Here is a 26013-nt window from a genome sequence, read left to right on the forward strand (position 1 = left end):
GCCATGTGGGCCCTGTAGGCCGGGTAAGGCGCAGCCGCCACCCGGCAAAACATCGCACACTTACTTCTGAAACGGATGTACCTCCCGCCAGTGGTCGGCAATCTGCTGGCGGGTACAGACCCACACCCGCTCGTGCTGCTGCACATAATCCAGGAACCGCTGCAGCGCGCGAAAACGACCCGGTCGCCCCAGCAGGCGACAGTGCATACCGATGGACATCATCTTCGGCGCGCTTTCCCCCTCTTCGTACAGCACGTCAAAACTGTCCTTCAGATACGTATAAAACTGCTCGGCGGTGTTAAACCCCTGCGCGGTCGCAAAGCGCATGTCGTTCGCATCCAGCGTATACGGCACAATCAGGTGGGGTTTACGGGAGCCGTCGCTGCAGGCCACTTCCGTCCAGAAGGGCAAATCATCGCCGTAGTAGTCGCTGTCGTAGTCAAAACCGCCGTGCTCTACCACCAGCTGGCGCGTATTGGGGCTGTCGCGCCCGGTGTACCAGCCCGTTGGCGGCTTGCCAAACAGGTCGGTCAGAACATGCACCGCCTTGTGCAGGTGTTCGCGCTCCTGGCTGATGTCCATATTCTGGTAGTGGATCCAGCGCCAGCCGTGGCTGACCACGTCGTAATCCGCGGCTTTGATTGCCTCGACTATCTCCGGGTGACGCGCCAGCGCCATCGCCACGCCGAAGACCGTCAGCGGCAGGCCGCGTTTCTGAAATTCACTGTGGATCCGCCAGAACCCGGCGCGACTGCCGTATTCGTAGAGAGAGTCCATCGACATGTGTTTGTCCGGGTAGCTGGCCGCGCCGATGATGTCCGACAGGAACTGCTCGGATCCGGCATCGCCGTGCAGAACGTGGTTTTCTGCTCCTTCTTCGTAATTGAGCACAAACTGCACGGCGATGCGCGCCTGATTCGGCCACCGCGCGTGCGGCGGGTTGCCCGCATAGCCGCGCAGATCCCGCGGATAATCCTGTTCAAAAAGCCCCATTGCCACCCCCAAAAAATTAAAATGGATTCAATGCCTGAAAATGCCCGCTTAACGCTTTGTTCTCCGGGAACGCCAGATCCCCGTGCTTGCTGGTCGACAGCCCCAGCGCCACCAGCGATTCCACCATCTTCACCGCCGCGCTGACGCCGTCGATCACCGGCACGCGCAGTTCGCGGGTCAGCTCCTGCGCCAGCGTCGCCATGCCGCCGCAGCCCAGCACGATGGCGCCACAGCCATCCTCTTTCAGCGCCTGTATACAGCGCGCGCGCACTTTCTCCTGCGCCAGACCGCTGCCGTCTTCCAGCGCCAGCACCGGAAGGTCGATGGCGTGCAGCGCCGCACAATGGTCCTGAAAGCCATACTGGTGCAACAGATGACGGGCAATGATCAGCGTGCGCGGCAGCGTGGTGACCACCGAAAAGCGCGTCGCGACCAGCGTCGCCATATGCATGGCGGCTTCGGCGATGCCGATTACCGGCCCCTGCGCCAGCTCGCGCGCCGCCAGCAGGCCCGGATCGCCAAAGCAGGCGATCACGTGACCGTCCACGCCCTGCTCCCTGCCTTTTTTGATCTGCTCCAGGACACCGACGGCGGCGATGGCCTCATCAAAGTGGCCTTCTATCGACGGCACGCCCACGCCTGGGCAGACCGCGAGGATCTCCGTTCCCGGTGCCGCCACCGCGCGGGCTGCCGCGCCGATGGTTTCCGTCATGGCGAGGCTGGTGTTGGGGTTGATCACTTGTATACAGACAGACATTACGACTCCTTGTGGCCGGCAAACAGCCGGGCAAAATCAGGCAGGCACTCGCCCGCCCGCTCGAAGCAGAGGCTGGCGACGATATGTTCAAAATGGTGCATTAATGCATCGCTTAGCGGCTGGAGCGCCTTCTGGCGCAGCAGATCCACCAGCTGCTCGTGATCGTTGCAACGGCAGCCCTGACGCCACGGCGCGCCCCAGGTGGCAATCACCAGCGAAGAACGCTGGCTCAGGCTGGTCACCATCTCAGTGAGCACCTGGTTGCCGGAGATGGCCTGCAGCTGAATGTGGAAATTGGCGGAGTGGCGGATCGCCGCCGGGCCGTCATAGGCCTCGTGCGCCTGCTGCTCCTGACGAATAATGGCCTCCAGCGCGGCAAGATGCGGCGGCTGGCAGTGCGCCAGCACGTCCGGCAGGTTAGCGACCTCCAGCAGGGCGCGGGTGCGGAAGATGTGCCGCGCCTCTTCGACCGTCGGGCTGGCGACGTGTGCACCACGCTTGGGCGTCAGGGTGACCATTTGCACAGCGGCGAGTCGTTGAAGCACCTTGCGGATGCCCGTGCGGCTCACGCCAAAGACCTCGGCCAGCGCCTCTTCCGGCAATTTGCTCCCCGGCAGCAGCCGGTGTTCGACAATCGCGGTCATCAGCGCCTGGAAGATGGATTCGTCTTTATCATGCAGGTCTGGCGCGGTCTGCAGGGCGTTTAGGTTGTTCATTCACCACTCCGAATTTTACTTTCCGTTATCGAATCGTATACATAAAAATAAAATATTGCATACAAGATTTATTATTTTGGCCTGGATCCTGCAACACCGTTTGCACTCCCACTCAACGGGTTTTCATTCACAGGAGCAGGTTTCATGCCAAACAGTCAAAACGCACAGCAAGGTACGGCCGCTGATTCCGGTGCGGTTTACAGCCCACGTCTTTGCAATGAGGATCTGGCACCGACGCGTGACCAGAACTGGAGCTGGTACAACATCTTTTCGTTCTGGATGTCGGACGTTCACAGCATGGGGGGTTATGTTGTCGCCGCGAGCTTCTTTACGCTCGGGCTGGCAAGCTGGCAGGTGCTGCTCTGCCTGCTGGTGGGGATTTGCATCGTGCAGCTGTGCGCCAACCTGGTGGCCAAACCGAGCCAGATGGCGGGCGTGCCCTACGCGGTGATCAGCCGTCAGGCGTTTGGCGTGTTCGGGGCCAATATTCCGGCGGTGATCCGCGGGCTGATTGCCTTCGCGTGGTACGGCATTCAGACCTATCTCGCCGCCAACGCGCTGATGCTGGTGGCGCTGAAGTTCTGGCCGTCGCTCTCTTCACTCACTACCGGCGCATTCCTGGGCCTGTCGCACCTGGGCTGGATCTGCTTTGCCATTATGTGGGTCCTACAGGCGATGGTCTTCTGGCACGGCATGAGCGCCATCAAGCGCTTTATTGATATCGCCGGTCCGGCGGTTTACGTGGTGATGCTGGCCCTCGCCGGCTGGATTGTATACAAGACCGGTTTTGACGGCATCTCCTTTACCCTCGCCAGCAAATCCCTGAGCGCGGGCGAGCAGACCTGGCAGATGATCACCGCCACGGCGCTGGTGGTCTCCTACTTCTCCGGTCCGCTGCTTAACTTTGGCGATTTCTCCCGCTACGGCAAAAGCATGGGTGAGATCCGCCGCGGCAACCGCTGGGGGCTGCCGTTTAACTTCCTGCTGTTCTCCATCGTCACCGTAGTGATTGTCTCCGGCACCCAGTCTCTGTTTGGCCGCATGATCACCGACCCGATTGAGACCGTCAGCCGCGTGGGCAACGATCTGGCCGTGGCGATTGGCCTGCTGACGATGATCACCGCCACCATCGGGATCAACATCGTGGCGAACTTCGTCTCACCGGCGTTTGATTTCTCTAACTGCTCGCCGCAGAAAATCAGCTTCCGCACCGGAGGCATGATTGCTGCCGTCGGCTCGATCCTGCTCACCCCGTGGAACTTGTTCAACTCGCCGGAGCTTATCCACTACACCCTGGACGTGCTCGGGGCGTTTATCGGCCCGCTGTTCGGCATTCTGATCGCCGATTTCTACCTGATTAAACGCGGCAAGGTGTCGGTTGACGATCTGTTCGACGACACGCCAAAGGGCAAATACTGGTACCGCAACGGCTTTAACCCGAAAGCCATTGGGGCGCTGATCCCGTCCGTTGCCGTGGGCCTGGTCATTAGCTTTATCCCGGCCCTGCATGAGGTGGCAAACTTCAGCTGGTTTATTGGCGTCTTCCTCGGCGGCGTCACCTACCGCTGGCTGGCGCGGGAAGAGCGCGAGACGGCAGGCGCGACGTCGTTTGGCTCCCGCGTGGCGACGCAAAAAGAGTAACCTTTCCCTTCGGCCGCAGCATCTCTGCGGCCCGTTCATTCTGGCACCGTTCTTGCTGAGCCTTCTCACCCCCGCTACGCACACACGAAGGCAGGAACCATGATGGAATACCAGACTGCGATACGCGGTGCTTTTTTTGATATTGCCCGGGTCTGCGACAGCGCAGACGCCATTGCCCAGCACGCGCGCTACCTTGAGGACGGCCTGCTGTTTATCCAGCACGGAAAAATTCTGGCACAGATGCCGTGGCAGGAGGGCGAGCAGTATCTTGACCCGCACAAAGGCTATACCGACCTGCGCGGCAGGCTGCTGCTACCCGGTTTTGTCGACACCCACGTCCATTATCCGCAAACGGAGATGATTGGCGCCTTTGGCGAACAGCTGCTGGAGTGGCTGACCACCTACACCTTCCCGGTGGAGAGCCAGTTTGCCGATGAGGCCTACGCAGAAGAGATCGCCGAATTTTTCATTAACCAGTTGGTGAGCAACGGCACCACCACCGCGCTGGTGTTTTGCACGCTGCATCCGGAATCGGTCGAAGCGCTGTTTACCGAGGCCCTGCGCCTGAACATGCGCCTTATCGCTGGTAAGGTGATGATGGACAGGCACGCGCCGGACTACCTGAGCGAAGACGCGAAGCAGAGCTACCGGCAGACCCGGGCGCTGATCCAGCGCTGGCATCACCGTGGACGGCTGGGCTATGCGATTACGCCGCGCTTTGCGCCGACGTCATCACCCGAGCTGCTTGCGGCGGTCAGCCTGCTCAGAGAGGAGTTCCCGGACACCTGGCTGCAGACGCATCTCAGCGAAAACCCCAACGAAGTGGCCTGGGTGAGCGATCTCTGGCCGGAGCATGAGCGCTATCTGGACGTGTATCACCACTACGGCCTGACCGGCGAGCGCAGCGTGTTTGCCCACGCGATCCATCTGCACCACAGCGAGTGGCAGTGCCTGCATGACACCGGCTCGGCGGTGGCGTTTTGCCCCACCTCGAACCTGTTTCTCGGCAGCGGGCTGTTTCGCCTGCCCGCCTGCTGGCAGCACAGGGTGCGGATGGGCATCGGCACCGACGTCGGGGCGGGCACGACTTTCAGCATGCTGCGCACGCTGGGGGAGGCCTACAAGGTGGGCCAGCTTCAGAGCTACCGCCTGCGCGCCAGCGAGGCGTTTTATCACGCCACGCTGGGCGGTGCGCACGCCCTCCGGCTGGACGATAAGATTGGCAACTTCGCGGCAGGCAAAGAGGCGGATTTCGTGATTATCGACCCCGACATAACGCCGCTGCAGCGCCTGCGCAATCGCCGCTGCCAGGATATCTACGAGCAGCTCTTTGTGCTGATGACCCTCGGCGACGAGCGCAACATCAGCGAGACCTGGGTCAACGGCGAGCGGGTGTGGTCAACTGCCCCGGTAGGTTGACCACCCGCCGGGAGCAATCACAAACGGCAGATGGAAATGCTCGTCTGCCGTTTCTCCCGTCACAAACTCAATGTGCGCGCAGGGATAGATTGTCTCCCGGCCGGTATCGCTAAACCACGCCCCAATCTCCGCCACCAGCCGATAGCGGCCCGCGGGCAGAGAGGGAACGAACGCGGCGATGCGTCCCTGGACGTTGGTCACGCCCGTGGCCAGCGTCTTCCCGTCCTGTTGCAGATAAACCGTCACGCCCTCTGCGGGTTTGCCCGTCGAAATATCGAGGATATGGGTGCTGAGTGTGCTCATTCGTGAATGACTCCTTCCAGTCGCAGCAGCGTAATTTCCCGCAGCTGTTCCAGCGCGGCACGGATTTCGTGCGCGTCGCTGTTCTCCAGCCGCGCGTGCAGGGCCTGTAATATCTCCTCGCCGCTGCGGCCCTTCGCGCGGATCAGAAAGACGCGCCCAAAGCGGGCTTCATAGCGGGCATTACCTTCACGCAGCGCCTTGGCAAGGGCGGTATCGCGATCGTTCACCGCGCCCTGTTCCTGGCGCGACAGTGCCGCCTCCGCCGCTGAACCCGCAGGCTTTTCCCCGATGCGCGGATGGGCGCTCAGGGCTTGCGTTAAGGCCGCTTCATCCCAGCGTTGCGTCAGGGCCTGCGCCGCAATGAACAACGCGTCCCGGCTCGAATAAGGCCGCCCACTCACCAACGCGTCGGCCCAGCCGGGTATCGCCACGCAGGGCTGAAGCAGCGTAAAAGCGTCTTTCTCAGGCAGCTGATTGAAGTCGTGCAGTGCGATCATAGGTTCTCCTTGATTATCCTCCTTCAGGTCAGTGCACAAACCACGCCACTCTTGAGACAAACGTGAAACAGTCGATTCCGGATGGCTGACCAGGAAATTTTTGATTCATAAAAAGGCACGCTCACCGCGTTTGTGCACCTTAGCAGTGCAAACGTCTCCCTCACAACGCCGTTTTCACCACTCTGCAGCCTGGTACGCAAATTGCTGAATGTCTTTACACCCTGCAAAAGGAGAGAAGCATGAGAGCAATCGTTATTGGTGCGGGTATTGGCGGCCTGAGCGCCGCCGTCGCGCTCAAGAAAGCGGGCATCGACTGTACCGTGTTTGAAGCCGTAAAGGAGATCAGGCCCGTCGGGGCGGCCATCTCCATCTGGCCGAACGGCGTGAAATGCATGCAGCACCTCGGCATGGGCGACATCATCGAGACCTACGGCGGACCGATGCGTTTTATGGCCTATAAGGATTACCGTCGCGGCGATACCCTGACCCGCTTTAGCCTTGCCCCGCTGGTTGAGCGTACCGGCGGGCGTCCCTGCCCCGTCTCGCGCGCTGAGCTTCAGCGCGAAATGCTGGACTTCTGGGGGCGCGACAAGGTGCAGTTCGGCAAGCGCGTCGAACGCGCTCATGAAGACGAGGCTGGTGTGAGCGTCACCTTCACCGATGGCAGCACAGCTGCCGGGGATTTCCTGATTGCCGCCGACGGCAGCCACTCGGCGGTTCGCCCGTACGTGCTGGGGTACACGCCGGAGCGCCGCTACGCCGGCTACGTGAACTGGAACGGGCTGGTGAAGATTGACGAGGAGATCGCCCCGGCGCACCAGTGGACCACCTTCGTTGGCGAAGGCAAACGCGTGTCGCTGATGCCCGTCTCCGGCGGACGCTTCTACTTCTTCTTTGACGTGCCGCTCCCTGCGGGTCTGGCGGAGGATCGCACTACCCTGCACGCCGATCTCACGGGCTACTTCCGCGGCTGGGCGCCGCCGGTGCAGAAGCTTATCGCGACGCTGGATCCTGAAACCACCAACCGCATTGAAATCCACGACATTGAGCCGTTCGACAGCCTGGTACGCGGCAACGTCGCGCTGCTGGGCGATGCCGGGCACAGCACCACACCGGATATCGGCCAGGGCGGCTGCGCAGCGATGGAAGACGCCGTGGTGCTGGGGGAATGCCTGCGTGAAAACCACAACATCACGCTGGCGCTGCGGCAGTACGAGGCGCTGCGCTGCGACCGGGTGCGTGACCTGGTGCTGAAGGCGCGTAAGCGCTGCGACGTCACCCACGGCAAAGACATGGCGTTGACGCAGGCCTGGTATCAGGAGCTTCGCGAGGAGACCGGAGAGCGCATCATCAACGGTCTGTGCGAGACCATTCAGGGCGGCCCGTTAGGCTGAATGTAAGAGGGATAATGATGAAAAGAGAACCGACTCCACCCGCCCACTGTACGTTTGAGCCAGAGGACTGGCTGCGTCTGGCGAAATGCTGGCATCCGGTCGCGCGCGCCTGCGACGTCGGTCCGGCGCCGGTCAAAGCGACGCTACTGGATGAGCAGCTGGTGATTTACCGCATTAACGACCAGGTCGTGGTCGCCCGTGACGTTTGCCCGCACCGCGGCGTGCCGCTGACGCTCGGCTTTCACGACGAGCACGGGATTATCTGCCCCTATCATGGCTTACGCTTTGGGGAGGGCGGGCGTTGCAACCGTATTCCCTCCAGCCCCGACCAGCCCGTTCCGGCGAAGCTGAACCTGATTAACTACGCCGTGGAGGAGCGGTTCGGGCTCATCTGGACCTGCCTGGCGTTTGATCCGGAAAACCCCGCGCCGCAGCCCACCATGCCGCACTGGGATGACGACGGATTTCAGCAGATTAACTGCCCGGCGTTTGAGGTCAACGGCTTTGCCGGACGTCAGGTAGAGGGTTTTCTGGACGTGGCGCACTTTGCCTGGATCCACACCGATACTTTTGCGGACCCGAATAACCCGCTGGTGCCCCACTATCAGCCTCAGGAGACGCCGTTTGGCTTCGTGGCGGATTACTGGAGCTCCGTGAGCAACTATCCCGCCAGCTCCCCCGTGCAGGCTCCGGAAGGGTTCCAGTGGTTACGCCATTTTGAGATGCACCTGCCGTTCACCGCCACCCTGACGATTCATTTTCCGGGTGAGTCGAGACTGGTCATTATGAACGCCGCATCGCCGGTGTCATCGCGCGTGACCCGCATGTTCGCCCCTATCGCCCGCAATTTTGACCTGCATATTCCGGTGGAGGATGTGCATGCTTTCAATCTGCGGATTTTTGAAGAGGACCGTCTGATGGTGGAAACCCAGCGTCCGGAACGCCTGCCGCTGGACCTGACCCTGGAAGCGCATATCCCCGCAGATAAAAGCTCGATTGCCTACCGTCGGGGACTGAAGAAGATGGGCTTTGGCGAGTTTTTCCTGGTATGACGGAGGCCGATATGCTGAGCGTGATTGTTGACGGGTTGTGGCGCGAGGGCGACAAAAGCCTCGCCGTCAGGCTGGTGGCGGAAGACGGCGAAGCGCTGCCACCGTGGCAGCCCGGCGCACACATTGATGTTCACCTGCCCTGCGGCGTGGTTCGCCAGTATTCCCTGACCGGAGCGTGTGGCGGCGAGAGCTACCTGATCTGCGTGGGGCGGGAAACCGCCTCGCGCGGCGGGTCGCGCTATGTTCACGAGACGCTGCGTCCCGGGCAGAAGCTGATGATATCGGCCCCGCGCAACCTGTTTCCGCTTCAGCAGGCAGAGCGGGTTTTACTCCTGGCGGCGGGAATTGGCATTACGCCGCTGTATGCGATGGCCCTGCAGCTGAAGGCGACCGGAACGCCGTTCACGCTGCACTACTACGTCAGGAACCGGGAAAGCGCGGCGTTTGTGCGCGAACTCTCGCTGTGCGATGAGTGCATCATTCATACCGCCAGCCCGCGCACAGTGCTGGCGGAACATCTCCCGGCGGCCGAATCGGGCCTTCACGCCTGGATCTGCGGACCTGCGGGGTTTATGGAAAAAGTGCGTGAGGTCGCCACGGCAAAGGGATGGGCTGACGCCCATCTTCACAGCGAGGCGTTTCAGCCCGTTGCGCCCGCCGCAGGCGGTGAAACCGGGGAGATCTTCACGGTCAAGCTGGCCTCCACCGGGGAGCGCTGGCCGGTGCCTGCGGATAAAACCATCGCCCAGGTGCTGCAGGAAAATGGCGTGGCGGTCCCGCTTTCCTGTGAGATGGGGATCTGCGGAGCCTGCCTGACGCCGGTGATTGACGGCGTGGTGGATCACCGGGATAGCGTGCAGTCGGAGGCGGAAAAAAGCGCAACGGACCAGCAGGTGGCGCTGTGCTGCTCGCGGAGCCATTCCGGGGAGCTGGTGATTGGGCTGTAAACCGTCTGCACACGCTTTCTTGCCGGGTGGCGCTGCGCTTACCCGGCCTATAATCCGTAACAATATCAATATATTGCACTATTCATTGTAGGCCCGTGCAAGCGTAGCGCCGCCGGGCGAAACTTACAAATCGCACTTTGCCAGCCCGTAAACGGGCTCGCTATCCTGCCACGCATAATCAATATGGCTGGCCTGCTCGCGCGCCAACGCGTCATCGCCCTGCAATCGCGCCGCCAGGGTAAAGGCGAAATCAAACACTTTACCCAGCCCACGGCCGCTCAGCAGATTGCCTTCTTCCACCACGTCGGCATCGACGTAGATGCCATCGCTGACTGTTTTCCACAGATCGCCGGAACAGACATAGCGCCGTCCCTTCAGCAGTCCATTGCCGCCCAGCACGCGGGCGGCGGCGGAACAAATCGGGCAGATATATTTGCCCGCTTCATCGTGGCGGCGGACGAAGGCAATGACCTCCGCGCTTTTCGCCAGGTTAACGCTGCCTTGCGGGCCGCCCGGTAACACCACGGCGTCAAAGGTACGGTCGAGGCTGGCCTGCAGAGTGCTGTCCGCCACCATAGGGATGGCGTGATAGCTCACCACTTCGCGACTCTCGCCGCAGGCAATCGTCTGCACCGAAATATTCAGGCGGCGCAGGATATCGATAGTGACAATCGCTTCCCCCTCCTCAAAACCAGGGGCTAATAGCACGGCTACGCTTTTCATTTTGCTCTCCATTGCTTAAGGGTTACCAGTACGGGTGCCAAATCTGTCGCAGCCGCGCCAGCAGTTCAAGATAGAAATAGTCTCCCCAGCTACAGCACTGATCGACGCCCTTACCGCTGCCCATATGATAAACCGAGTGCTGCAGCAGCCCTTCGGTCGGATCGTCGTCGTGAGCAAGGTAGTTATCGGTCAGCGACAGCGCAATACGCAGCGCCATCTCTTCATAATACGCACGGTTTGCGTCGAGCGTCGGCAGCGCCTTGACCAGCTCCAGCAGGCCACAGGCGGCAATCGCCGCCGCTGAACTGTCGCGCACGGCGTCGGTACCGAGCAGCGCCAAATCCCAGTGGCAAACATCATCTTCCGGCAGACGGTTGAGGAAGTAATGCGCCAGGCTGCGGGACAGCTCAACCATCTGCTTATCGCCGGTGTGCTGATAGCTGAGCAGGAAGCCGTAAATGCCCCATGCCTGGCCGCGCGACCAGCACGAGGTATCGCTGTAACCCTGATGGGTGTTGCCAAAGCGCGGCTCACCCGTCTGCACATCCATATAGTAAGTGTGATAAGTCGAGGCATCTTCACGCACGATATAGTTCGCGGCCTGTCCGGCATGAGCCGTCGCCGCCTGCGCATAGCGCGGATCCCCGGTCTGTTCGCTGGCCCAGTACAGCAGCGGCAGGTTCATGTTGCAGTCGATGATCATTCTCCCCTGCTGCTCCGGGTCGTTTAAATCACCCCACGCCTGAATAATGTTGGCCGTCGGGTTAAAACGCTCCATCAGGCGCTCGGCTGCCAGCAGCGCCGACTGGCGAGCGGCTTCGTTACCGGTGAGGCGCCAGGCGCTGATGCAGGAGAGCGAATAGAGGAACCCGAGGTCGTGCGTTGCGGTGTCGATGCGCTGCTCAATACGCCGGGCGAACGACGGTAAATAGCGTTCGGCGGCTTCGCGATAATGCGCTTTGCCGGTCATCTCCCACGCCAACCACAGCTGTCCAGGCCAAAAGCTGGTGGTCCATTCCACGTTATCGGTGCGCGGCCAGACCCCCTTCTCACAGGCCTCACCGGGGAACTTATCGCCGAAGGCGACAATATTGTTGTCGAGCTTGCGCGTGACGCGGGCTAACGCCGCTTCCAGCTTCTGGCTCAGTGCCAGGCGATCGACCTGATGCAGTTCGATCGGTCGCAGCGCTTCGGTGATAACAGATTTGGTCATAACAACTCCTGAATTAATGTTTGGCCGGTTCAACCGGGGCGGTATCTAAAGCCGGAGCAAAGGATCGTGAGTCATCGCGCTTCGACTGGCAGCGCGACAGCGTAAAGGCGGAAATCAGCGTAAATACCAGAGCGCAGCTGCCCATCAGCAGATAGGTATGCTCAAAGCCAATCTTGTCGTACAGATAGCCGGCAGGTGGGGCGACCACAATCGAACCCACGTAAATCATCGCCTGGTAGCCCAGCAGGTACATCGTGGCGTTAACCCGACGATGGAAATGTTCGGCGATGTATTTGAAGACGGAGATGAGCAGCAGCGCGATCTCGACGCCATAAAACGGTTTGATGATGGAGATAACAATCGGGTCACTGGTCAGCCCGGAGGCGATCAGCCGTGCCCCGACCACGCAGCCGCAGAACAGCAGGCCGCGCTTAGCGCCGTAGTGGTTCACCAGCCACGGGATAAACATCATCATCACGAACTCCATCCCCGACTGGACGGTACTCAGGTAGCCGTACCAGGCATTCCCCTGCTCTTTGGTGGCGAAGAACGAGACGAAGTAGCGCGGGAACTGCTGTTCGGCGATAAACATCATCCACGCCACCCCGGCGACATAGAGGCTGAACATCCAGAATTTGCGGTTTTTCAGGAGCATCAGCACATCGGCGAAGACGATCTTATTAGCGGAAATGACGCTGTTATTGCGCAACTGCTCATCGCCGATTTTGAGGCTAATCAGCACCAGCAGCATCAGTACCGAGGTACTGCTGCTGAGGAGAAAGTTGGCCAGCGGGGTGACGTTAAACAACAGCCCGGAGACCGACGCCGCCATCGCCCAGCCCAGTGAACCCCACATTCTGATGCGGCCAAACTCCAGCCCGTACAGGCGGCTAAAGCGGTCGGCGTAAGATTCAGACGCCGCCACACCGGCGTACCAGCCCAGGCTCAGATACAGCGCGCCGATGATAATCCCCGCCATCGCATGGCTTTGCAGCAGCGGCTGGTAAACCAGCGCAAAAAACGGCGCCATCAGCGCAGAAATGGCGCAGACAAAATAGAGCAGCCACTTGCTCATGCCGATTTTGTCCATGATGTAGCCGTACACCGGCTTCAGAACCACCGCGAAGACGCCATTTATAGCGAACACGCTGCCGATGGTGACGCTATCGAGGCCCACTTTCTGGCTCAGCCACAGGGCGTACAGGCCAAAGCTGGATGACCACGTGAAGAAGTAAAGGAAAATAAAGGTACTCATTTTGTACTGCGCGGCGCGTACGGACGATGATGTGCTCATAGCGATGCCTCCGGAGCCAGAAGGAGCGTCGTTTCTTGTCGTGCCGTCACGAAGCGTACCGCGTCATCGCTAATGAAGGCCTGCGGGCAGCGTTGCGGATCGAAGTCGGCGGCATTTCCCGCCCACACCGCGCTGATTAACACATGCGTACCGGGATCGAGCTCGCCGCGCAGCACCGGCACCGCTGCGCGCTCGGCGAACAGCAGATTACTGTTTGGCGGCGTCACCACCGTCTCGCCGCGGCGAGCGTGCGGATGTGAACAGAAAATGGCTGAGACATCCCGGGCATTGCGTAACCAGCAGGCGCCGTCGCTCTCGTGGACCTGCGGCTGCGGGCGGTTTGCCAGGCTAAAGCCGCCTTCCGCGCAGTCCAGCGCGCGTCGGGTATTGATACGATGAACGCGCAGCTGCCAGTCGCCCAGCGCCAGCAGCCAGCTATCAATCACCACGTCGTGCCACGGCAGCCAGCGGCTGTATATAGTGCCGTCAGCGGTGACCACGTGCTGACATTCGCGACGGCCACGCCAGTAGTTGTCCTTTTCGGCCAGCAGCAGCATCGAATCGGGCGCGGCATGGTTCAGGCCGTAGCGGCCGCGTTCGATGGTGAAGCCAAAGCGGGTGGAATAGGCAAATTTGCAGTATTTCGCTTCGGTGTTCACGAAGTTGTTCAGCTCCAGCTGGCCGGACGTCAGCATCCACAGGTGGTCGGCCTGATGTACCACCACCTGATCCGCGTGGGCTATCGTGTGCTGCGCGGGCAACGGCGGCAGCGGCAGCTCAGCCGCCTGCCAGAAGGCGTCGTCCTCATCTAATGCCAGCACCAGCAGGGTCTTCAGGCCCCAGTACGGCGACCCCGGCGCGTTGTAGTCTTCCGCCATCGCCAGGTTCGGATAGCTGTAACCGACGCTCAGTACGCCGTCGCGGTCGAATATCGGCTGCTTCAGCCACCAGCGCAGATGACGCAGGACGATGCCCTTCATCACGCCGGGCGAAAAGACTTCCAGCCCGGCGAAGGCCGCCGCACTCCAGAACGCCGCCTCGGCAAAGCGGTAGGTCAGGCTACGGCCAAACGGGATCGCCGCGCCGTCTTCGGCAAAGAAATGGATGAAGTCAGTGGAGAAACGCGCGGCCCGGTCACGCAGCGTTGCACAGCGCTTCGGATCGACCCCGGCCATGAGCTTCGCGTAAATCAGGCCATAGAAATGGAAGCCCATCGAGATGTAATAGTCGCGCGGCCGTCCCGGACCATCGGAATACCAGCCATCGCCGAGGTAGTAGTGCTCCATGGCAGCAAAATGATCTTCCAGCGCCTGCGGGTTGGTCGGCATGCCGCAATAATGGAAGCCGACCTGCACCAGAATCGGGAAGAAGTGCCAGTTGTTATCGGGGATTTCCTGGGTCTCGCACTGCTTTAGCCAGCGCCATAAATGCTCTTTCTCCGTCTCAGTGAAGTGTGCCAGTACGGTTTCACCCGCCAGCGCCAGCAGCAGCCCGTAGGCCGCCATCTCGACGATTCGCTGATCGTAAGGCCCGACATCGCCCCAGTAATCGGCATGCTGCGGATCGGTGCCGTTTTTTATCGCCTGTAAATAGAATGAGAAGTGCTGCGGCTCGCTGCCGCCAGCCAACAGCGGCGTCACGCCCCACAGCAGGCGGGAAAACGTTTCCATGCTCGCCACCTGCTGACCGTAGTGAGCGGTAAAGTTCGCTAAATCAATGCGGCTGGCGTCTTTTTTAAACCAGGGTGCCACCGCGTTCAGCATGTCGTTGACCAGCCGTAGCACCTCTTCCCGGCTTGTCAGTGGATTATCCAGATGAATATTTTCAGGTTGCACAGGGTCCTCCCGCATTACACGAGGGTAGAGATAAGTTATTGTTATTAGGCTTTTTAAAGCCACGAGTGCGACGTCTGAATGAAGAGTAACTGCTTTTATTCCTGGCGCTGAGTGAGCAGACTCACAAAATTAAACCGCCATTTCATTTTTTCTGGATTTTGTCGAACGCGAGGGGGATAAATTACAAATGATGGCCTAAAAATTTAAATCTGTTGTTCTGGAGGTAATATGGGTGAAACGCAACTACTGGAACGCATTACGCTCGATCGGCAGGCCATTTCTTTTAACCGCATGTACACCACCAGCGCGATTTACTACCACTGGCATCAATGCGTTGAATTGCTTTATATCTCCAGCGGCTACGGCATCGTGGTGGTGGATAACCAGCACTACACCGCCCGTCCGGGGCGACTCTTTATCTTCCCGCCCTTCCGTTTGCACAAAGTGCAGGTCGATCATAGCGATAAGAACCCCTATCACCGCACGACGATGCACATTGAGCAATCGGTCGTCGAAAGTGCGCTCGGCGCCTTCCCGCGCCATCAGGCCCGGTTCGCCGCGCTTGCCGCCAGCAATCTGCCAGCACAGATTTACGATCTCAGCACTCACGCGGCGTTTATCGAGAGGATCCTTGAACAGTTTCAGCGCCTGGAGGGCAACGAGCAGACCGAGGCCTGCGAGGTGGCCTTTCTGATGATGCAGCTCATGACGTTTCTGCCCGAGCAGCCGCAGCCCTACCCGCCGCGCCAGCAGACCGTCGCCTCGCGGATTATGAGCTGGGTCGAAGCCCACTATGCCAGCAAGTTTTCGCTCGACCAGTTAGCCCACGACCTGGGGCTTTCACGCAGCTATACCTCACGCATTTTCCGCCAGCAGACCGGCGGTACCATCCACGAATATTTGCTGACCCGTCGAATAAAAAGCAGCTGCGAGCTGTTACGGTACAGCAATGAGCCTGTTGATGCTATTGCCCTGGCAGTCGGGTTTAGCGAGGTGACCTATTTCATTACCTGCTTTAAAAAGATGATGCGTCAGACGCCACTGCAGTATCGGCGCAGTATCCGCTGCACCAGGATTCCCTCTCAGGGCGATTTTGGACAGGTTTGCTGAACCTCAGCCTGGCCAGGGGGTTTTATGCACAAAAAAACCCAGGTCGCATAACGACCTGGGTTTCGAATTTGGCGGAAGCGTAGAGATTCGAACTCTAGAACCCTTTCGGGTCGCCGGTTTTCAAGACCGGTGCCTTCAACCGCTCGGCCACGCTTCCAAAGTGAGGCGCACTATAAACATCTATTAGCGCCTTGTAAAGCAGGAATTTTTCTATTTTTCCCCACACGCGTTTGACTGCGCAAAAAGTCACCCACACGCTGACCCTACTTCACTCTCCACGACCTTGTACATACCGTAACATAGCAACGCTCATCCTTTTAAATCGCTCTGGTATAGAATGCCACAAAAATAGACGGTCATTTGTAGTGTAATTGTTATAAATCTGAATTCCCGCAGATTTTAGACATTACTGCCATGCAGTGTTACGGGTTGATGATGAAAATCAAGAATACGCTTTGCTTACATATCCTGATGGCAACCCTGGCCATTTTGTTCCTTTGTATTCACCCGCTGGTGACGAGCTTCGATCCACCGCTCGCCTTCCAGCCGCTGATTAAATCAATGGCGGGGACGCCTAAAGAACAAGCGGAAAAAATTGCCACTATTTCTCATGCCTTAGAAGGGAATGCGATATTCTTCATTGGTGCGTCTGAGGTAGCGACCTCAGAAGATGAACATTACGCTGTCTATAATTATTTTAATAAGCAATTACACAAACCCGTCGTGGCGTATGGCGATGCGTTTGTTGATGACGAAACGCAGTTTTTACTGTTCTCACGTTTTAAAAATAGCCTTAACGCAAACAGTAAAGTTGTTTTGCTTCTGGCACCCGACAGCTTTTACTCAAAAGGTCTACCACCTGCTATCTACGCCGATAATTTCCCGGGCTCTATTTTTAATCCTTTGATGAAGGATCCGCAGGCGCGCCCAATATTAGTCAATTATTTAAAACATATTGATAGTAAAGAAATAAGCCATTTAACCTTTGGTCAAATGCGTGTCTTTGGCTGGCACCCCGATCTGATATGGGACGAGGTGAGTTTCCAGTTTGCCAACGTCTGCACCCTGATAAAAAACGACTGGCTGGCGCTGCTCAACGTTACGCCCCGGACGGTACAGCCGTGGCCGCCGCAGCCAACCACCCATATAGCCCCAGACTGGGATAAAGAGCTGGCGAATGCCCGCGAGTTAAATAAAAAACGCCAGCAGAGCGCGGCCACCCTGTGGATGGACAAAACGATTTACGAGGAGGACGGTACGCGGCAGCAGTGGGATGACACGCCGGTCGTACCTGCGCAAATCGCCGCGTTCAGAAAAACCGTCCAGCTGCTGAAAGACCGTCACGTGCAGGTGATTGCTATCGTCGACCCGGTTAACCCCTGGGCGCTTTACAATACCGATACCTTCCGCCCGGTTGATAAGCAAATTCAAACCATTCTGGAAGCGAACCAGATCCCCTATTTAGATATGTACGCCATGCCTTATCAGAATGGCTGGAACTGGGATCGTTTGCACCCTTCCGAGCTGGCCTGGGTTCCTATGATTCGCTTTATTGCACAGAGCTTTAAATAATGAAAATCGCGATCCGTCTTTTTTTCCTTTATCTCCTGCTGGCGATCACCATCGTCGCGTGGACCTCTGTCGATGACAGCATGAGTATGCAGCTGCATTTTGAATATCAAAAGTTCTGAGGCCGAATGATGTATAGCTCAGGGATGTTTTTTGTCTATTTATTTTCATCCGCCCTGGCGTTTGCGCTGGTCAATCGCGTATTACGTCATCGCCTGACGTATTTATCGGCGTTATCCGTCCTCGCCGCATTAGGCTGGGGCTATATTTTTCAGGGTGATTACCGTGTTCCCGCGGTCGTTTTTTTCAGTTTTTACCTTGTCGCCACGTTAAAAGAAAAAGGATGGTTAAAAACATGGCAGGCGATTGTGTTAACGCTGCTGCCTTTATTTTTGGTGAAATTGCACCTTAATCATCATCTCGGCATGATCGGCCTCTCTTTTATGACGTTCCGCGCGGTGGACGTGCTGCTCTATCGCAGTAAAAAAGAAGGGCAGAATTTCCTGCATTATTTCTGCTATCTGTTTATGCCCTTTATTATTCTGGCGGGCCCAATGTATCGCTGGCGGACATGGATGAGCGACGTCAGCAAGCCCGTCTTTGCCCTTAACCGCGAACAGTTTTTAGTGGCGCTGGAGCAAATCATTACCGGCATTGTCCAGAAGTTCCTGTTTGCCATGCTGGTTGATTCACTTGTCGTGCAGCCCTGGAGCCATAAGCCGTTTACGCTGACCGTGGGCGTGGTGATGTCGATTGCCTATAGCGCCTACCTCTACTTTGATTTTGCGGGCTACAGCAATATGACCATCGGTGCGGGCCGCATGTTTGGGTTGAATATTCCGGCAAACTTCAATATGCCGCTTCTGGCAAAGAATCCGCAGGACTTCTGGCGCCGCTTCCACATTAGCCTGTCTGAATGGCTGCGCGATGTGGTCTTTATGCCCGTTTATATGAACCTGATGAAGTTCAACTTTTTCCGTCAGAACAAAACGCTGGCGCAAAATATCGGTATTTTTTGCACCCTGTTTTGCATGGGGGCATGGAATGGCCTGGAACGCCATTACGTCATCAGCGGCGCGCTGTTTGGCGCCATCTCTGTCGCTCACAACATGCTGCTGTGGTCAGCCAAACGCAGCCCGGCGTTACACCGCGGGTTGCAGTATCCGGCTGTTGCGTTTTTGGGACGCATTCTGACGCTGGGAAGCGCCGCGGGCTCCCTTTACATCTTTAGTGGAATGTCACCTCTATGAAAAATCACTCCGATCTTCAGGAACTGCAGAATTTCTTGCGTGCGGCATTATACGATCCCGCCTCCCCGCAGCAGCTGGCCATCAGCGGCAGCGACGAAGCCTTAAGCTGGCTGCAGCTTTCCGCTGCCGTGACGGACTGGGCACAGCGCTATCAGGGTTGCCAGCCTGTTGCCGGTACGCCGGTCGTCTTGTACGGACACCAGCAGGCCGAGTTCGCCGTGGCGATTTATAGCTGCCTGCTACACAACATTCCGTACATTCCGGTGGACTGCATTTACCCGCAGGAGCGCCTGCGGGAGATCTGCCATCTGGCCAGCGCCCCTTACTATTACGACGTCGCGACCCGGCAGTTCATCGCCACGGGTGAACCGGGCAAGGTGCTGGAGGAGCAGGATCTGGCCTATATCATGTTTACCTCAGGCAGCACCGGCAAACCTAAAGGGGTGCAGATTGGGCGTGAAAGCGTATGGCACTTCATGAAATGGGTCAGCCAGGACTTTTCGCTGCCGGAAAAACCGGTCCTGATGAACCACGCGGTGTTCAGTTTTGACCTCTCCCTGATCCCTTTGCTGGCGAATCTGGCGATGGGTGGACACATCGTGCTGAACGCCAAAGAGGATATTCAGAAAGAGAACTGGCTGGAGCGACTGAAAAGCAACGCCGTCTCCGCCTGGGTTTCCACCCCCTCTTTTGCGTATCAGCAGCTACTTTCCCCACAGTTCAACAGCGAGTATTTGCCTGCGCTGAGCGTCTTCATCTTCATTGGTGAAGTGTTGAATAAAGCGCTGGTCAAACAGCTGCGCCGCCGTTTCCCGCAGGCCAAAATTATTAACTCCTATGGCCCAACGGAAGCGACCATCGCAACAACCGTCGTCGAGATCACGGATGCGATCCTGAACAGCGACAGCGCCGTGCTGCCGGTGGGGGTCATGATGCCTGAGAGCAGAATGGAAATTTCCGCTGAAGGCGAGCTGATCATCTGGGGAAAAAACGTCATGCGCGGCTATCTCGGCCTGCCGCAGGAGAACGCGGCGAAATTACTTCATCGGGAAAACGAGGCGTTTCGCGGCTACCGGACCGGCGATCTGGGTTATGAAGCGGGGCTCATCTACTGTCAGGGCCGCAACGACAGCCAGGTCAAACTGAATGGCTACCGTATTGAAATTAACGAGATCGAAAACCGCCTGCTGGCGATGTCCGGCATCAACGAAGCGGTGGTTCTGCCGCTGATGAAATCCTGCGGCAGCGTGCTGCGCATTGCCGCGTTCTGCGTGACGGAGCTGGCGCCGGATACCATTAAAACCTCGCTGTCGAAGGTGGTTCCCCACTATATGGTGCCTTCACAAATTATCGTAAAAGACGCTTTGCCGCTGAATCCTAACGGCAAAATTGACCGCAAGTTGCTGGACGCTTACGCCCGCACAAATTAATGACCCCAGGAAAAATTATGGAACAAGAAATTCTCGCCCTGTTCGAAAAAGTGTTATCCCGTAAGGTGGGCTTTCACGATGAACTGATTGAATCCGACATTCTCGACTCCATCCTGGCGGTCGATATGGTCCTGGAAGTACAGGACGTTTACGGCTGCATGATCCCGCCGACAGACGTGGCGACGGTGCTGAAAACCCCGGCGGACCTGGCCCGCTATATTGAAGAAAACCGCTAAACGCCTCTGCTGTTAATCCTGTCCTGAAGGCTCTGGCGCATCGCGCCAGAGCCCAGACGCAAAATGAATATCCTTCACCGGAATTAAACCAACCGCTTTTGAGATTTCTCCTACACTTTAGGGGTCGTGTTGTTCTTAACAGAGGAGTCTGCGGTATGGCATTCGTAACCACGAAAGACGGCGTCAATATTTACTACAAAGACTGGGGCCCAAAAGAGGCCCAGCCCATTGTCTTCCACCACGGCTGGCCGTTGAGTGCCGATGACTGGGATAACCAGATGCTCTTCTTCCTTGCAGAAGGCTATCGCGTTATCGCTATCGATCGCCGCGGGCATGGACGATCGGACCAGGTGAGTGAAGGCCACGATATGGATCATTATGCGGCCGATGCATCAGCCGTGGTTGAAAGCCTGGATCTGCACAATGCCGTGCATGTCGGTCACTCCACCGGCGGCGGCCAGGTCGCCCGCTATGTTGCGCGGTATGGACAACCGCAGGGGCGCGTCGCCAAAGCGGTGCTCGTGAGCGCCGTCCCGCCTCTGATGGTCAAAACGGAGACGAATCCCGGCGGAACGCCCATCGAGGTCTTCGACGGCTTCCGCAAAGCGCTGGCGGCTAACCGCGCCCAGTTTTATCTCGACGTTGCCAGCGGTCCTTTCTACGGTTTTAATCGCGATGGCGCCGAGGTTTCGCAGGGTACGATCCAGAACTGGTGGCGACAGGGTATGATCGGAAGCGCCAAAGCCCACTATGAGGGGATTAAGGCGTTTTCAGAGACCGACCAGACGGAAGATTTGAAAACCATCACGGTTCCCGTTCTGGTGTTGCAGGGCGATGACGATCAGGTTGTACCGTATAAAAATGCCGCCCTTCTCCAGGACAAGCTGCTGGCGAACAGCGTGCTGAAAATTTATCCGGGCTTCCCGCACGGGATGCATACCACCCATGCGGATACTATCAACGCGGACATTCTGGCTTTTATTCGCTCATAACGCTGCGTTTCTTGCCGGGTGGCGCTGCGCTTACCCGGCCTACATTCCGCTACGATATTCCATTCAATGCATGAACGCCACCCGAGGGTGGCGTTGTTTATTCTGCTTAGCGCTTCTGCGCAACCAGTTGGATCATATTGAAATACGCTCCGGCCCCCGCGTCCATAATGGGCACCATCATCTCCTGAGCGATCTCGCATTGCATAAACTCATCCCACGCCTGCTGACAGGTATCCATCTCCCGTACGGCGATCAGCGCCGCACCGGGCTCTTTTTCCCACAGCGCTTTCCACCAGGAGAGCGGATAGAAATACCACTCAGGGGTCCAGAAAGGTTTAACCACCTCCGGGAGATGCGTTTCGCTGTACTCCCCGATAAACCCGGGAACGGCAACCGCAATGTGCCCGCCGGGTTTGATGAAGGGTAGCAGCGTGCCCAGCATGGCGTCATTGTTGCCAAAGTATTGATATGCATCCACGCTGACGATCAGGTCAAAGTAATCATGCGCGAACGGGATCGCTTTTGTAGCATCAACCCGCAGCGGAAAGATTTTTCCGTCCAGATCCCGTTCGCTGAAACGCGCTGCATTTTCTCCCGGCGTAATCCACAGATCGGCGGCAAAAACCGTGGCGTCATATTTTTCGGCGAGCAGGATAGAAGAGATCCCTTTCCCGCAGCCGAGAGCGAGAATGCGCATCCCTGGAGCGATATGCAGTTGAGCAACCAGCTCCTCGGTAAGCCGCATGGCGTTTGGGCCCATCATGGTGTCGAGCAAAAAAGCGCGGTCATAGCTATCTGTATAGGGTGTATTCATCACTGCTCCTTAGCGATTATCCAGCTGGGCGCGAACGTTGTTCAGCCCGGTGGTGTTGATGCGGTAAGGCTGCCCGTCCACGGATCGGATCAGCTTTTTGGTGCGGAGTTTTTTGAAGACGCTGAGCGTGCAGTCGCTCAGCACCAGCCCTTCACGGGTATAGCACTCAACGGACGTGACGCGGCCAGAACTGTCGCGGACGTGCACAATACGTCCACCTTTGGCGAGAACGTGTAAGGTACGTTGTTCCTGACGGGATAAATTCATACTGGAAAACCTGTGTAATCATCATGCGTAAAAACGTGCCCACACCCGCAGGTGCGTGCGTAAGGTTTAAGCGCAGCGATAACCAGTCCGTCCTGAAAAGGGCGGGAAGCTGATTATCTGATGAAAACATTCTCCAGCATCAAAGCCTCGGTAAGCGATGAAAAGGTATTTACGGGGTGAATGATAACGCCAGTTTTTTACAGGGGAATAGTGAGAGGTTAAAAGTGTGAACGGGATCGGTCCGTAAAATCGTCTTTCGTCAATTTTACTGCCAGACTGAAGCCCTTTACTGAACACCGACTGGAGCTCTTCTTATGCCTGATAACTATACCGTGGTTGAAACCGTCCCCACTGCAGAAGCGTTTTGCCGGCTGCGCGAAATCTCGGGTCTTAGCCCTCGCCCGCTGGAGGCGGCCCAAAAAGCGCTGCCCGGCAGCTGCTATGGCATGCATATAGTGTTTCAGGGAAAACCGGTCGGTATGGGGCGCATCGTAGGGGATGGTGCGTTGAATTTTGATATCGTCGACGTCGCGGTTGATCCGCTTCATCAGGGGAAAGGACTGGGCAGAGTCATTATGGAAACGCTTGTTGCCTGGCTGGATAACCACGCCTGTAAAGGAGCGTACGTTTGCTTAATGGCCGATGTGCCTGAGCTTTATACTAAATTTGGTTTTACGCTCGTTCGCCCGGCAAGCGAAGGAATGGCAAGAATCTGGTGAAGGACGAACCTGCGTTAAGGCAAAAGAAAAACCCCAGGTTAACAAGTAACCTGGGGTTTATATCTGGCGGAAGCGCAGAGATTCGAACTCTGGAACCCTTTCGGGTCGCCGGTTTTCAAGACCGGTGCCTTCAACCGCTCGGCCACACTTCCTGAGTGAGGCGAACTATAAACACCTCACCGCGTGCTGTAAAGAGTGCCAGCAATCGTTCGCTGTAAAAATAGTCAAAACGTGTTTAATCGGTTGAACTGACAACACATCGACGATTTTATCAGCACAGGCCTAGTGTTTTTTGATGTACATGTCTTTCGTGTAATAGTACCCCAGCTTATCCGGCGTAAATCCGCCCACCCACGGTTTAACCAGGTGCGTACGGACGTAGTGATAAACCGGAATGGCGGGCACATCGCGTCCCAGCAGATCTTCCGCCTGCTGGTAGAACTTACCCCGCTCTTCCGTTGTTTTGGCTTTTGCGGCATTCACCAGCGCCTGGTCATATTCCGGATTGCTGTACTGGCTGGTGTTTTCGCTGTCGCCGGTGCGGAAGGTGTTCAGGAAGGTCGCCGCATCGTCGTAATCGGCAATCCACGCGTACCGCAACGCGTCAAAGTTGTGGGTGTGCATGGTATCCAGCATGGTTTTCCACTCCTGATTTTGCAGCTTCGCCTCCACGCCGAGGTTCTTTTTCCACATGGAACTGGCCGCAATCGCGATACGCTGGTGCGATTCAGAAGTGTTATAGAGCAGGTTGAAGCTCAGAGGGTGGCTTTCGTTGTACCCGGCCTCGTTGAGCAGTTTTTTCGCCTCAGCGATGCGCTTGTCCTGCGGCCAACTGGCGTAGTCTGGATTCTGAAGCTTAACGCCGCCGATATCCGGCTGGCTGATGAGCCACGCCGGGCGCTGCCCCTGCCCTAAGACTTTCCCGGCAATGATGTCTTTATCGAGCGCCATGTTCAGCGCCTTACGCACGCGGGCGTCGTTGAACGGCGGCCGGGTGGTATTGAATTCGTAGTAATAGGTCGCCAGCTGCGGAGAGACATCCAGCTGGCTGCCCAGGGTTTTCTTGAGCTGCGCGAACTGGTTGATCGGCACCGTGTAGACAATATCAATTTCACCCGCTTTATAGCGGTTCACATCCGCGGCCTCGGAGGTGATAGGCAAATAGGTCACCTTGTTAATCACGGTATGCGCGTTATCCCAGTAGCGCGGGTTACGCTCCGCCACGATGCGTTCGTTGACCACCCACTGGGATAGCTTATAGGCCCCACTGGTGACGATATGTTCAGGCTTGGTCCACTTGTCGCCAAAGCGGCCAATCAGCACTTTATCCACCGGCACCAGCGACGGGTGCGCCAGCATCGCGAGGAACGCCGCGTTAGGCTGCGTCAATGTCACTTCCAGGGTGGTGTCGTTAATGGCTTTCACGCCCAGCGTATCGGGGGCTTTTTTCCCCTGCGCGATGTCCGCACCATTTACGATGTGCATGTTGCCTGGATAGCTGGCATACGGTGAAGCGGTTTTAGGATCAACCAGACGCTGCCAGCTCCAGACCACATCTTCCGCGGTAATGGCAGTGCCGTCGCTCCAGGTGATGCCCGGACGCAAATGGAACGTCCAGACGGTGTTGTCCTTGTTCTCCCATTTTTCCGCCAGCCGTGGCTGAACTTCACCCGACGGGGAAACGCTGACCAGCCCGTCGAATAAATCACTGATAATATTGAATTCGACGTCGCTTTCGACTTTATGCGGGTCGAGCGAAGCGGGCTCATTACCGTTGTTCCTGACCAGTTCCTGCTTATCGGCCAGCTGCGTTCCTGCCGGCACGTTAGCCGCCCAGGCTGCCGTGCTGGCGCACAGGATCCCGGCGGTAAGTAAAGAGAGCGTAAAGCGCGTGCGTGTTTGTGGTTTCATTTCCTTCGCCTTATTGTCTGTTTTTGTGACGATCCGGAAATAACTCTTAGCGGCCTTATGGTAATAACGCAATAATTTTCAGTAACCTATAAGAGGTTGATCTGATTAATCGCGTCAAACCGCTGTTCATACTGGTGAAACGTATTTATGCAGAAGAAACAACCAGCTCCCGCGCTAACCTGCTGAGTAAAGATGGGTAAAACCACTTTGAGAGTGACGCGCCGTTTCCTATTCTTTCCGTTAATTACATCTGTCATAAGAGAGTGACTCATGGATCGTATAATTACTTCCTCACGCGACCGCACATCGCTACTCAGCACCCACAAGGTGCTGCGCAATACCTATTTCATGCTCAGCCTGACGCTGGCGTTTTCCGCGATCACCGCCACCGCCAGCACCGTGCTGATGCTGCCGTCTCCGGGGCTGATCCTGACCCTGGTGGGTATGTATGGTTTGATGTTCCTGACCTACAAAACCGCTGACAAACCGGTCGGTATTCTGTCCGCGTTTGCCTTCACCGGCTTCCTGGGCTACATCCTGGGACCGATGCTGAACGCGTATCTGTCTGCCGGTATGGGTGACCTTATCGGTATGGCGCTGGGCGGTACTGCACTGGTGTTCTTCTGCTGCTCGGCCTACGTGCTGACCACCCGTAAGGACATGTCCTTCCTCGGCGGCATGCTGATGGCGGGTGTTGTGGTGGTGCTGGTGGGTATGGTGGCCAACATCTTCCTGCAGCTGCCTGCCCTGCATCTGGCGATCAGCGCCGTGTTTATTCTGATTTCTTCCGGCGCGATCCTGTTTGAAACCAGCAACATCATTCGCGGCGGTGAAACGAACTATATTCGCGCCACCGTGAGCCTGTATGTGTCGCTGTACAACATCTTCGTCAGCCTGCTGAGCATCCTGGGCTTCGCCAGCCGCGATTAAG

Annotated in this window: 24 protein-coding genes, 2 tRNA genes and 1 pseudogene; 13 read left to right on the forward strand and 14 right to left on the reverse strand. The window is 57.5% G+C overall.

Features of this window, described 5'->3' with window-relative positions:
• Positions 1-60 precede the first annotated feature (60 nt).
• From puuE to BMW97_RS06145, 3 genes and pseudogenes are all read right to left on the reverse strand, one after another.
• Positions 61-960 (reverse strand): allantoinase PuuE, encoded by a 900-nt coding sequence (puuE, locus tag BMW97_RS06135; protein WP_235400974.1) that lies wholly within the window; start codon positions 958-960, stop codon positions 61-63.
• Positions 881-1750: pseudogene (locus BMW97_RS06140) on the reverse strand (aspartate/glutamate racemase family protein); the annotation flags it as partial. The gene puuE and the pseudogene BMW97_RS06140, both read right to left, overlap by 80 nt.
• Positions 1750-2466, reverse strand: a complete 717-nt coding sequence (locus BMW97_RS06145) for a GntR family transcriptional regulator (protein ID WP_045908335.1) — start codon at positions 2464-2466, stop codon at positions 1750-1752. The pseudogene BMW97_RS06140 and the gene BMW97_RS06145, both read right to left, overlap by 1 nt.
• Positions 2467-2610: 144 nt before the next feature.
• On the opposite strand from BMW97_RS06145, the gene BMW97_RS06150 reads away from it, so the two are divergent.
• The gene (locus tag BMW97_RS06150) at positions 2611-4107 is read left to right on the forward strand and encodes an NCS1 family nucleobase:cation symporter-1 (protein WP_008499855.1); all 1497 of its coding nucleotides are present in this window, start codon (positions 2611-2613) and stop codon (positions 4105-4107) included.
• 99 nt (positions 4108-4206) lie between these two features.
• Positions 4207-5526, forward strand: a complete 1320-nt coding sequence (gene guaD / locus BMW97_RS06155) for a guanine deaminase (RefSeq protein WP_045908336.1) — start codon at positions 4207-4209, stop codon at positions 5524-5526.
• On the opposite strand, the gene uraH is transcribed toward guaD, so the two are convergent.
• On the reverse strand, positions 5506-5829 hold the full coding sequence (gene uraH / locus BMW97_RS06160; protein WP_045908337.1) for a hydroxyisourate hydrolase: 324 nt from the start codon (positions 5827-5829) through the stop codon (positions 5506-5508). The two genes, guaD and uraH, sit on opposite strands and share 21 nt — an antisense overlap.
• Positions 5826-6326 (reverse strand): 2-oxo-4-hydroxy-4-carboxy-5-ureidoimidazoline decarboxylase, encoded by a 501-nt coding sequence (gene uraD, locus BMW97_RS06165; RefSeq protein WP_045908338.1) that lies wholly within the window; start codon positions 6324-6326, stop codon positions 5826-5828. Before uraD ends, uraH begins: the two co-directional genes overlap by 4 nt.
• A 239-nt stretch (positions 6327-6565) precedes the next feature.
• Between uraD and hpxO the strand changes: the two genes are divergently transcribed.
• The 3 genes from hpxO to BMW97_RS06180 are packed head-to-tail and all read left to right on the forward strand — an operon-like array spanning position 6566 to position 9719.
• Complete coding sequence (gene hpxO, locus BMW97_RS06170) at positions 6566-7720, forward strand: FAD-dependent urate hydroxylase HpxO (RefSeq protein ID WP_045908339.1); 1155 nt, start codon at positions 6566-6568, stop codon at positions 7718-7720.
• Between the two features lie 14 nt (positions 7721-7734).
• On the forward strand, positions 7735-8772 hold the full coding sequence (gene hpxD, locus BMW97_RS06175) for a molybdenum cofactor-independent xanthine hydroxylase subunit HpxD (protein ID WP_045908340.1): 1038 nt from the start codon (positions 7735-7737) through the stop codon (positions 8770-8772).
• An 11-nt stretch (positions 8773-8783) separates the two neighbouring features.
• Positions 8784-9719, forward strand: a complete 936-nt coding sequence (locus BMW97_RS06180) for a PDR/VanB family oxidoreductase (RefSeq protein WP_045908454.1) — start codon at positions 8784-8786, stop codon at positions 9717-9719.
• A 123-nt stretch (positions 9720-9842) separates the two neighbouring features.
• Here BMW97_RS06180 and BMW97_RS06185 read toward each other — a convergent pair whose 3' ends face one another.
• The 4 genes from BMW97_RS06185 to BMW97_RS06200 are packed head-to-tail and all read right to left on the reverse strand — an operon-like array spanning position 9843 to position 14784.
• Positions 9843-10442 (reverse strand): DJ-1/PfpI family protein, encoded by a 600-nt coding sequence (locus tag BMW97_RS06185; protein ID WP_045908341.1) that lies wholly within the window; start codon positions 10440-10442, stop codon positions 9843-9845.
• 22 nt (positions 10443-10464) lie between these two features.
• Complete coding sequence (locus BMW97_RS06190; RefSeq protein WP_045908342.1) at positions 10465-11655, reverse strand: glycoside hydrolase family 88 protein; 1191 nt, start codon at positions 11653-11655, stop codon at positions 10465-10467.
• Between the two features lie 13 nt (positions 11656-11668).
• A complete protein-coding gene (locus tag BMW97_RS06195) occupies positions 11669-12949 on the reverse strand; it encodes an oligosaccharide MFS transporter (RefSeq protein ID WP_045908343.1) in 1281 nt (426 codons plus the stop codon).
• Positions 12946-14784 (reverse strand): DUF2264 domain-containing protein, encoded by a 1839-nt coding sequence (locus BMW97_RS06200; protein WP_045908344.1) that lies wholly within the window; start codon positions 14782-14784, stop codon positions 12946-12948. The genes BMW97_RS06195 and BMW97_RS06200 overlap by 4 nt, the downstream gene beginning before the upstream one ends.
• 228 nt (positions 14785-15012) lie before the next feature.
• Here BMW97_RS06200 and BMW97_RS06205 point away from each other — a divergent pair, with 228 nt between their 5' ends.
• Entirely contained in the window at positions 15013-15894 is an 882-nt protein-coding gene (locus BMW97_RS06205; protein ID WP_045908345.1) for an AraC family transcriptional regulator, read from the forward strand.
• Positions 15895-15963: 69 nt separating this feature from the next.
• Here the strand turns inward: BMW97_RS06205 and BMW97_RS06210 are convergent.
• Positions 15964-16051, reverse strand: a tRNA-Ser gene (locus tag BMW97_RS06210).
• Between the two features lie 278 nt (positions 16052-16329).
• On the opposite strand from BMW97_RS06210, the gene BMW97_RS06215 reads away from it, so the two are divergent.
• From BMW97_RS06215 to BMW97_RS06235, 5 genes are all read left to right on the forward strand, one after another.
• On the forward strand, positions 16330-17466 hold the full coding sequence (locus BMW97_RS06215; RefSeq protein ID WP_045908346.1) for a D-alanyl-lipoteichoic acid biosynthesis protein DltD: 1137 nt from the start codon (positions 16330-16332) through the stop codon (positions 17464-17466).
• Between the two features lie 128 nt (positions 17467-17594).
• The gene (locus BMW97_RS06220; protein ID WP_045908347.1) at positions 17595-18713 is read left to right on the forward strand and encodes an MBOAT family O-acyltransferase; all 1119 of its coding nucleotides are present in this window, start codon (positions 17595-17597) and stop codon (positions 18711-18713) included.
• On the forward strand, positions 18710-20143 hold the full coding sequence (locus BMW97_RS06225) for an AMP-binding protein (RefSeq protein WP_045908348.1): 1434 nt from the start codon (positions 18710-18712) through the stop codon (positions 20141-20143). Before BMW97_RS06220 ends, BMW97_RS06225 begins: the two co-directional genes overlap by 4 nt.
• A 17-nt stretch (positions 20144-20160) precedes the next feature.
• Positions 20161-20379 (forward strand): acyl carrier protein, encoded by a 219-nt coding sequence (locus BMW97_RS06230; RefSeq protein WP_008499867.1) that lies wholly within the window; start codon positions 20161-20163, stop codon positions 20377-20379.
• Positions 20380-20534: 155 nt separating this feature from the next.
• Complete coding sequence (locus BMW97_RS06235; RefSeq protein ID WP_045908349.1) at positions 20535-21371, forward strand: alpha/beta fold hydrolase; 837 nt, start codon at positions 20535-20537, stop codon at positions 21369-21371.
• A gap of 106 nt (positions 21372-21477) precedes the next feature.
• Here BMW97_RS06235 and BMW97_RS06240 read toward each other — a convergent pair whose 3' ends face one another.
• Both BMW97_RS06240 and BMW97_RS06245 read right to left on the reverse strand, forming a co-directional pair.
• Positions 21478-22185, reverse strand: a complete 708-nt coding sequence (locus tag BMW97_RS06240) for an SAM-dependent methyltransferase (RefSeq protein WP_045908350.1) — start codon at positions 22183-22185, stop codon at positions 21478-21480.
• A 9-nt stretch (positions 22186-22194) separates the two neighbouring features.
• A complete protein-coding gene (locus BMW97_RS06245; RefSeq protein ID WP_045908351.1) occupies positions 22195-22452 on the reverse strand; it encodes a YjhX family toxin in 258 nt (85 codons plus the stop codon).
• Between the two features lie 314 nt (positions 22453-22766).
• On the opposite strand from BMW97_RS06245, the gene BMW97_RS06250 reads away from it, so the two are divergent.
• On the forward strand, positions 22767-23171 hold the full coding sequence (locus BMW97_RS06250) for a GNAT family N-acetyltransferase (RefSeq protein ID WP_045908352.1): 405 nt from the start codon (positions 22767-22769) through the stop codon (positions 23169-23171).
• 64 nt (positions 23172-23235) lie between these two features.
• Here BMW97_RS06250 and BMW97_RS06255 read toward each other — a convergent pair.
• Both BMW97_RS06255 and BMW97_RS06260 read right to left on the reverse strand, forming a co-directional pair.
• Positions 23236-23323 (reverse strand) — tRNA-Ser (locus BMW97_RS06255).
• A 130-nt stretch (positions 23324-23453) separates the two neighbouring features.
• Complete coding sequence (locus tag BMW97_RS06260; RefSeq protein ID WP_090392597.1) at positions 23454-25082, reverse strand: ABC transporter substrate-binding protein; 1629 nt, start codon at positions 25080-25082, stop codon at positions 23454-23456.
• A 270-nt stretch (positions 25083-25352) separates the two neighbouring features.
• On the opposite strand from BMW97_RS06260, the gene yccA reads away from it, so the two are divergent.
• The gene (gene yccA, locus BMW97_RS06270; protein WP_023335168.1) at positions 25353-26012 is read left to right on the forward strand and encodes an FtsH protease modulator YccA; all 660 of its coding nucleotides are present in this window, start codon (positions 25353-25355) and stop codon (positions 26010-26012) included.
• Position 26013: the final 1 nt, after the last annotated feature.

This window comes from Enterobacter sp. NFIX58 (assembly GCF_900110475.1).
Classification (GTDB): domain Bacteria; phylum Pseudomonadota; class Gammaproteobacteria; order Enterobacterales; family Enterobacteriaceae; genus Enterobacter; species Enterobacter quasiroggenkampii.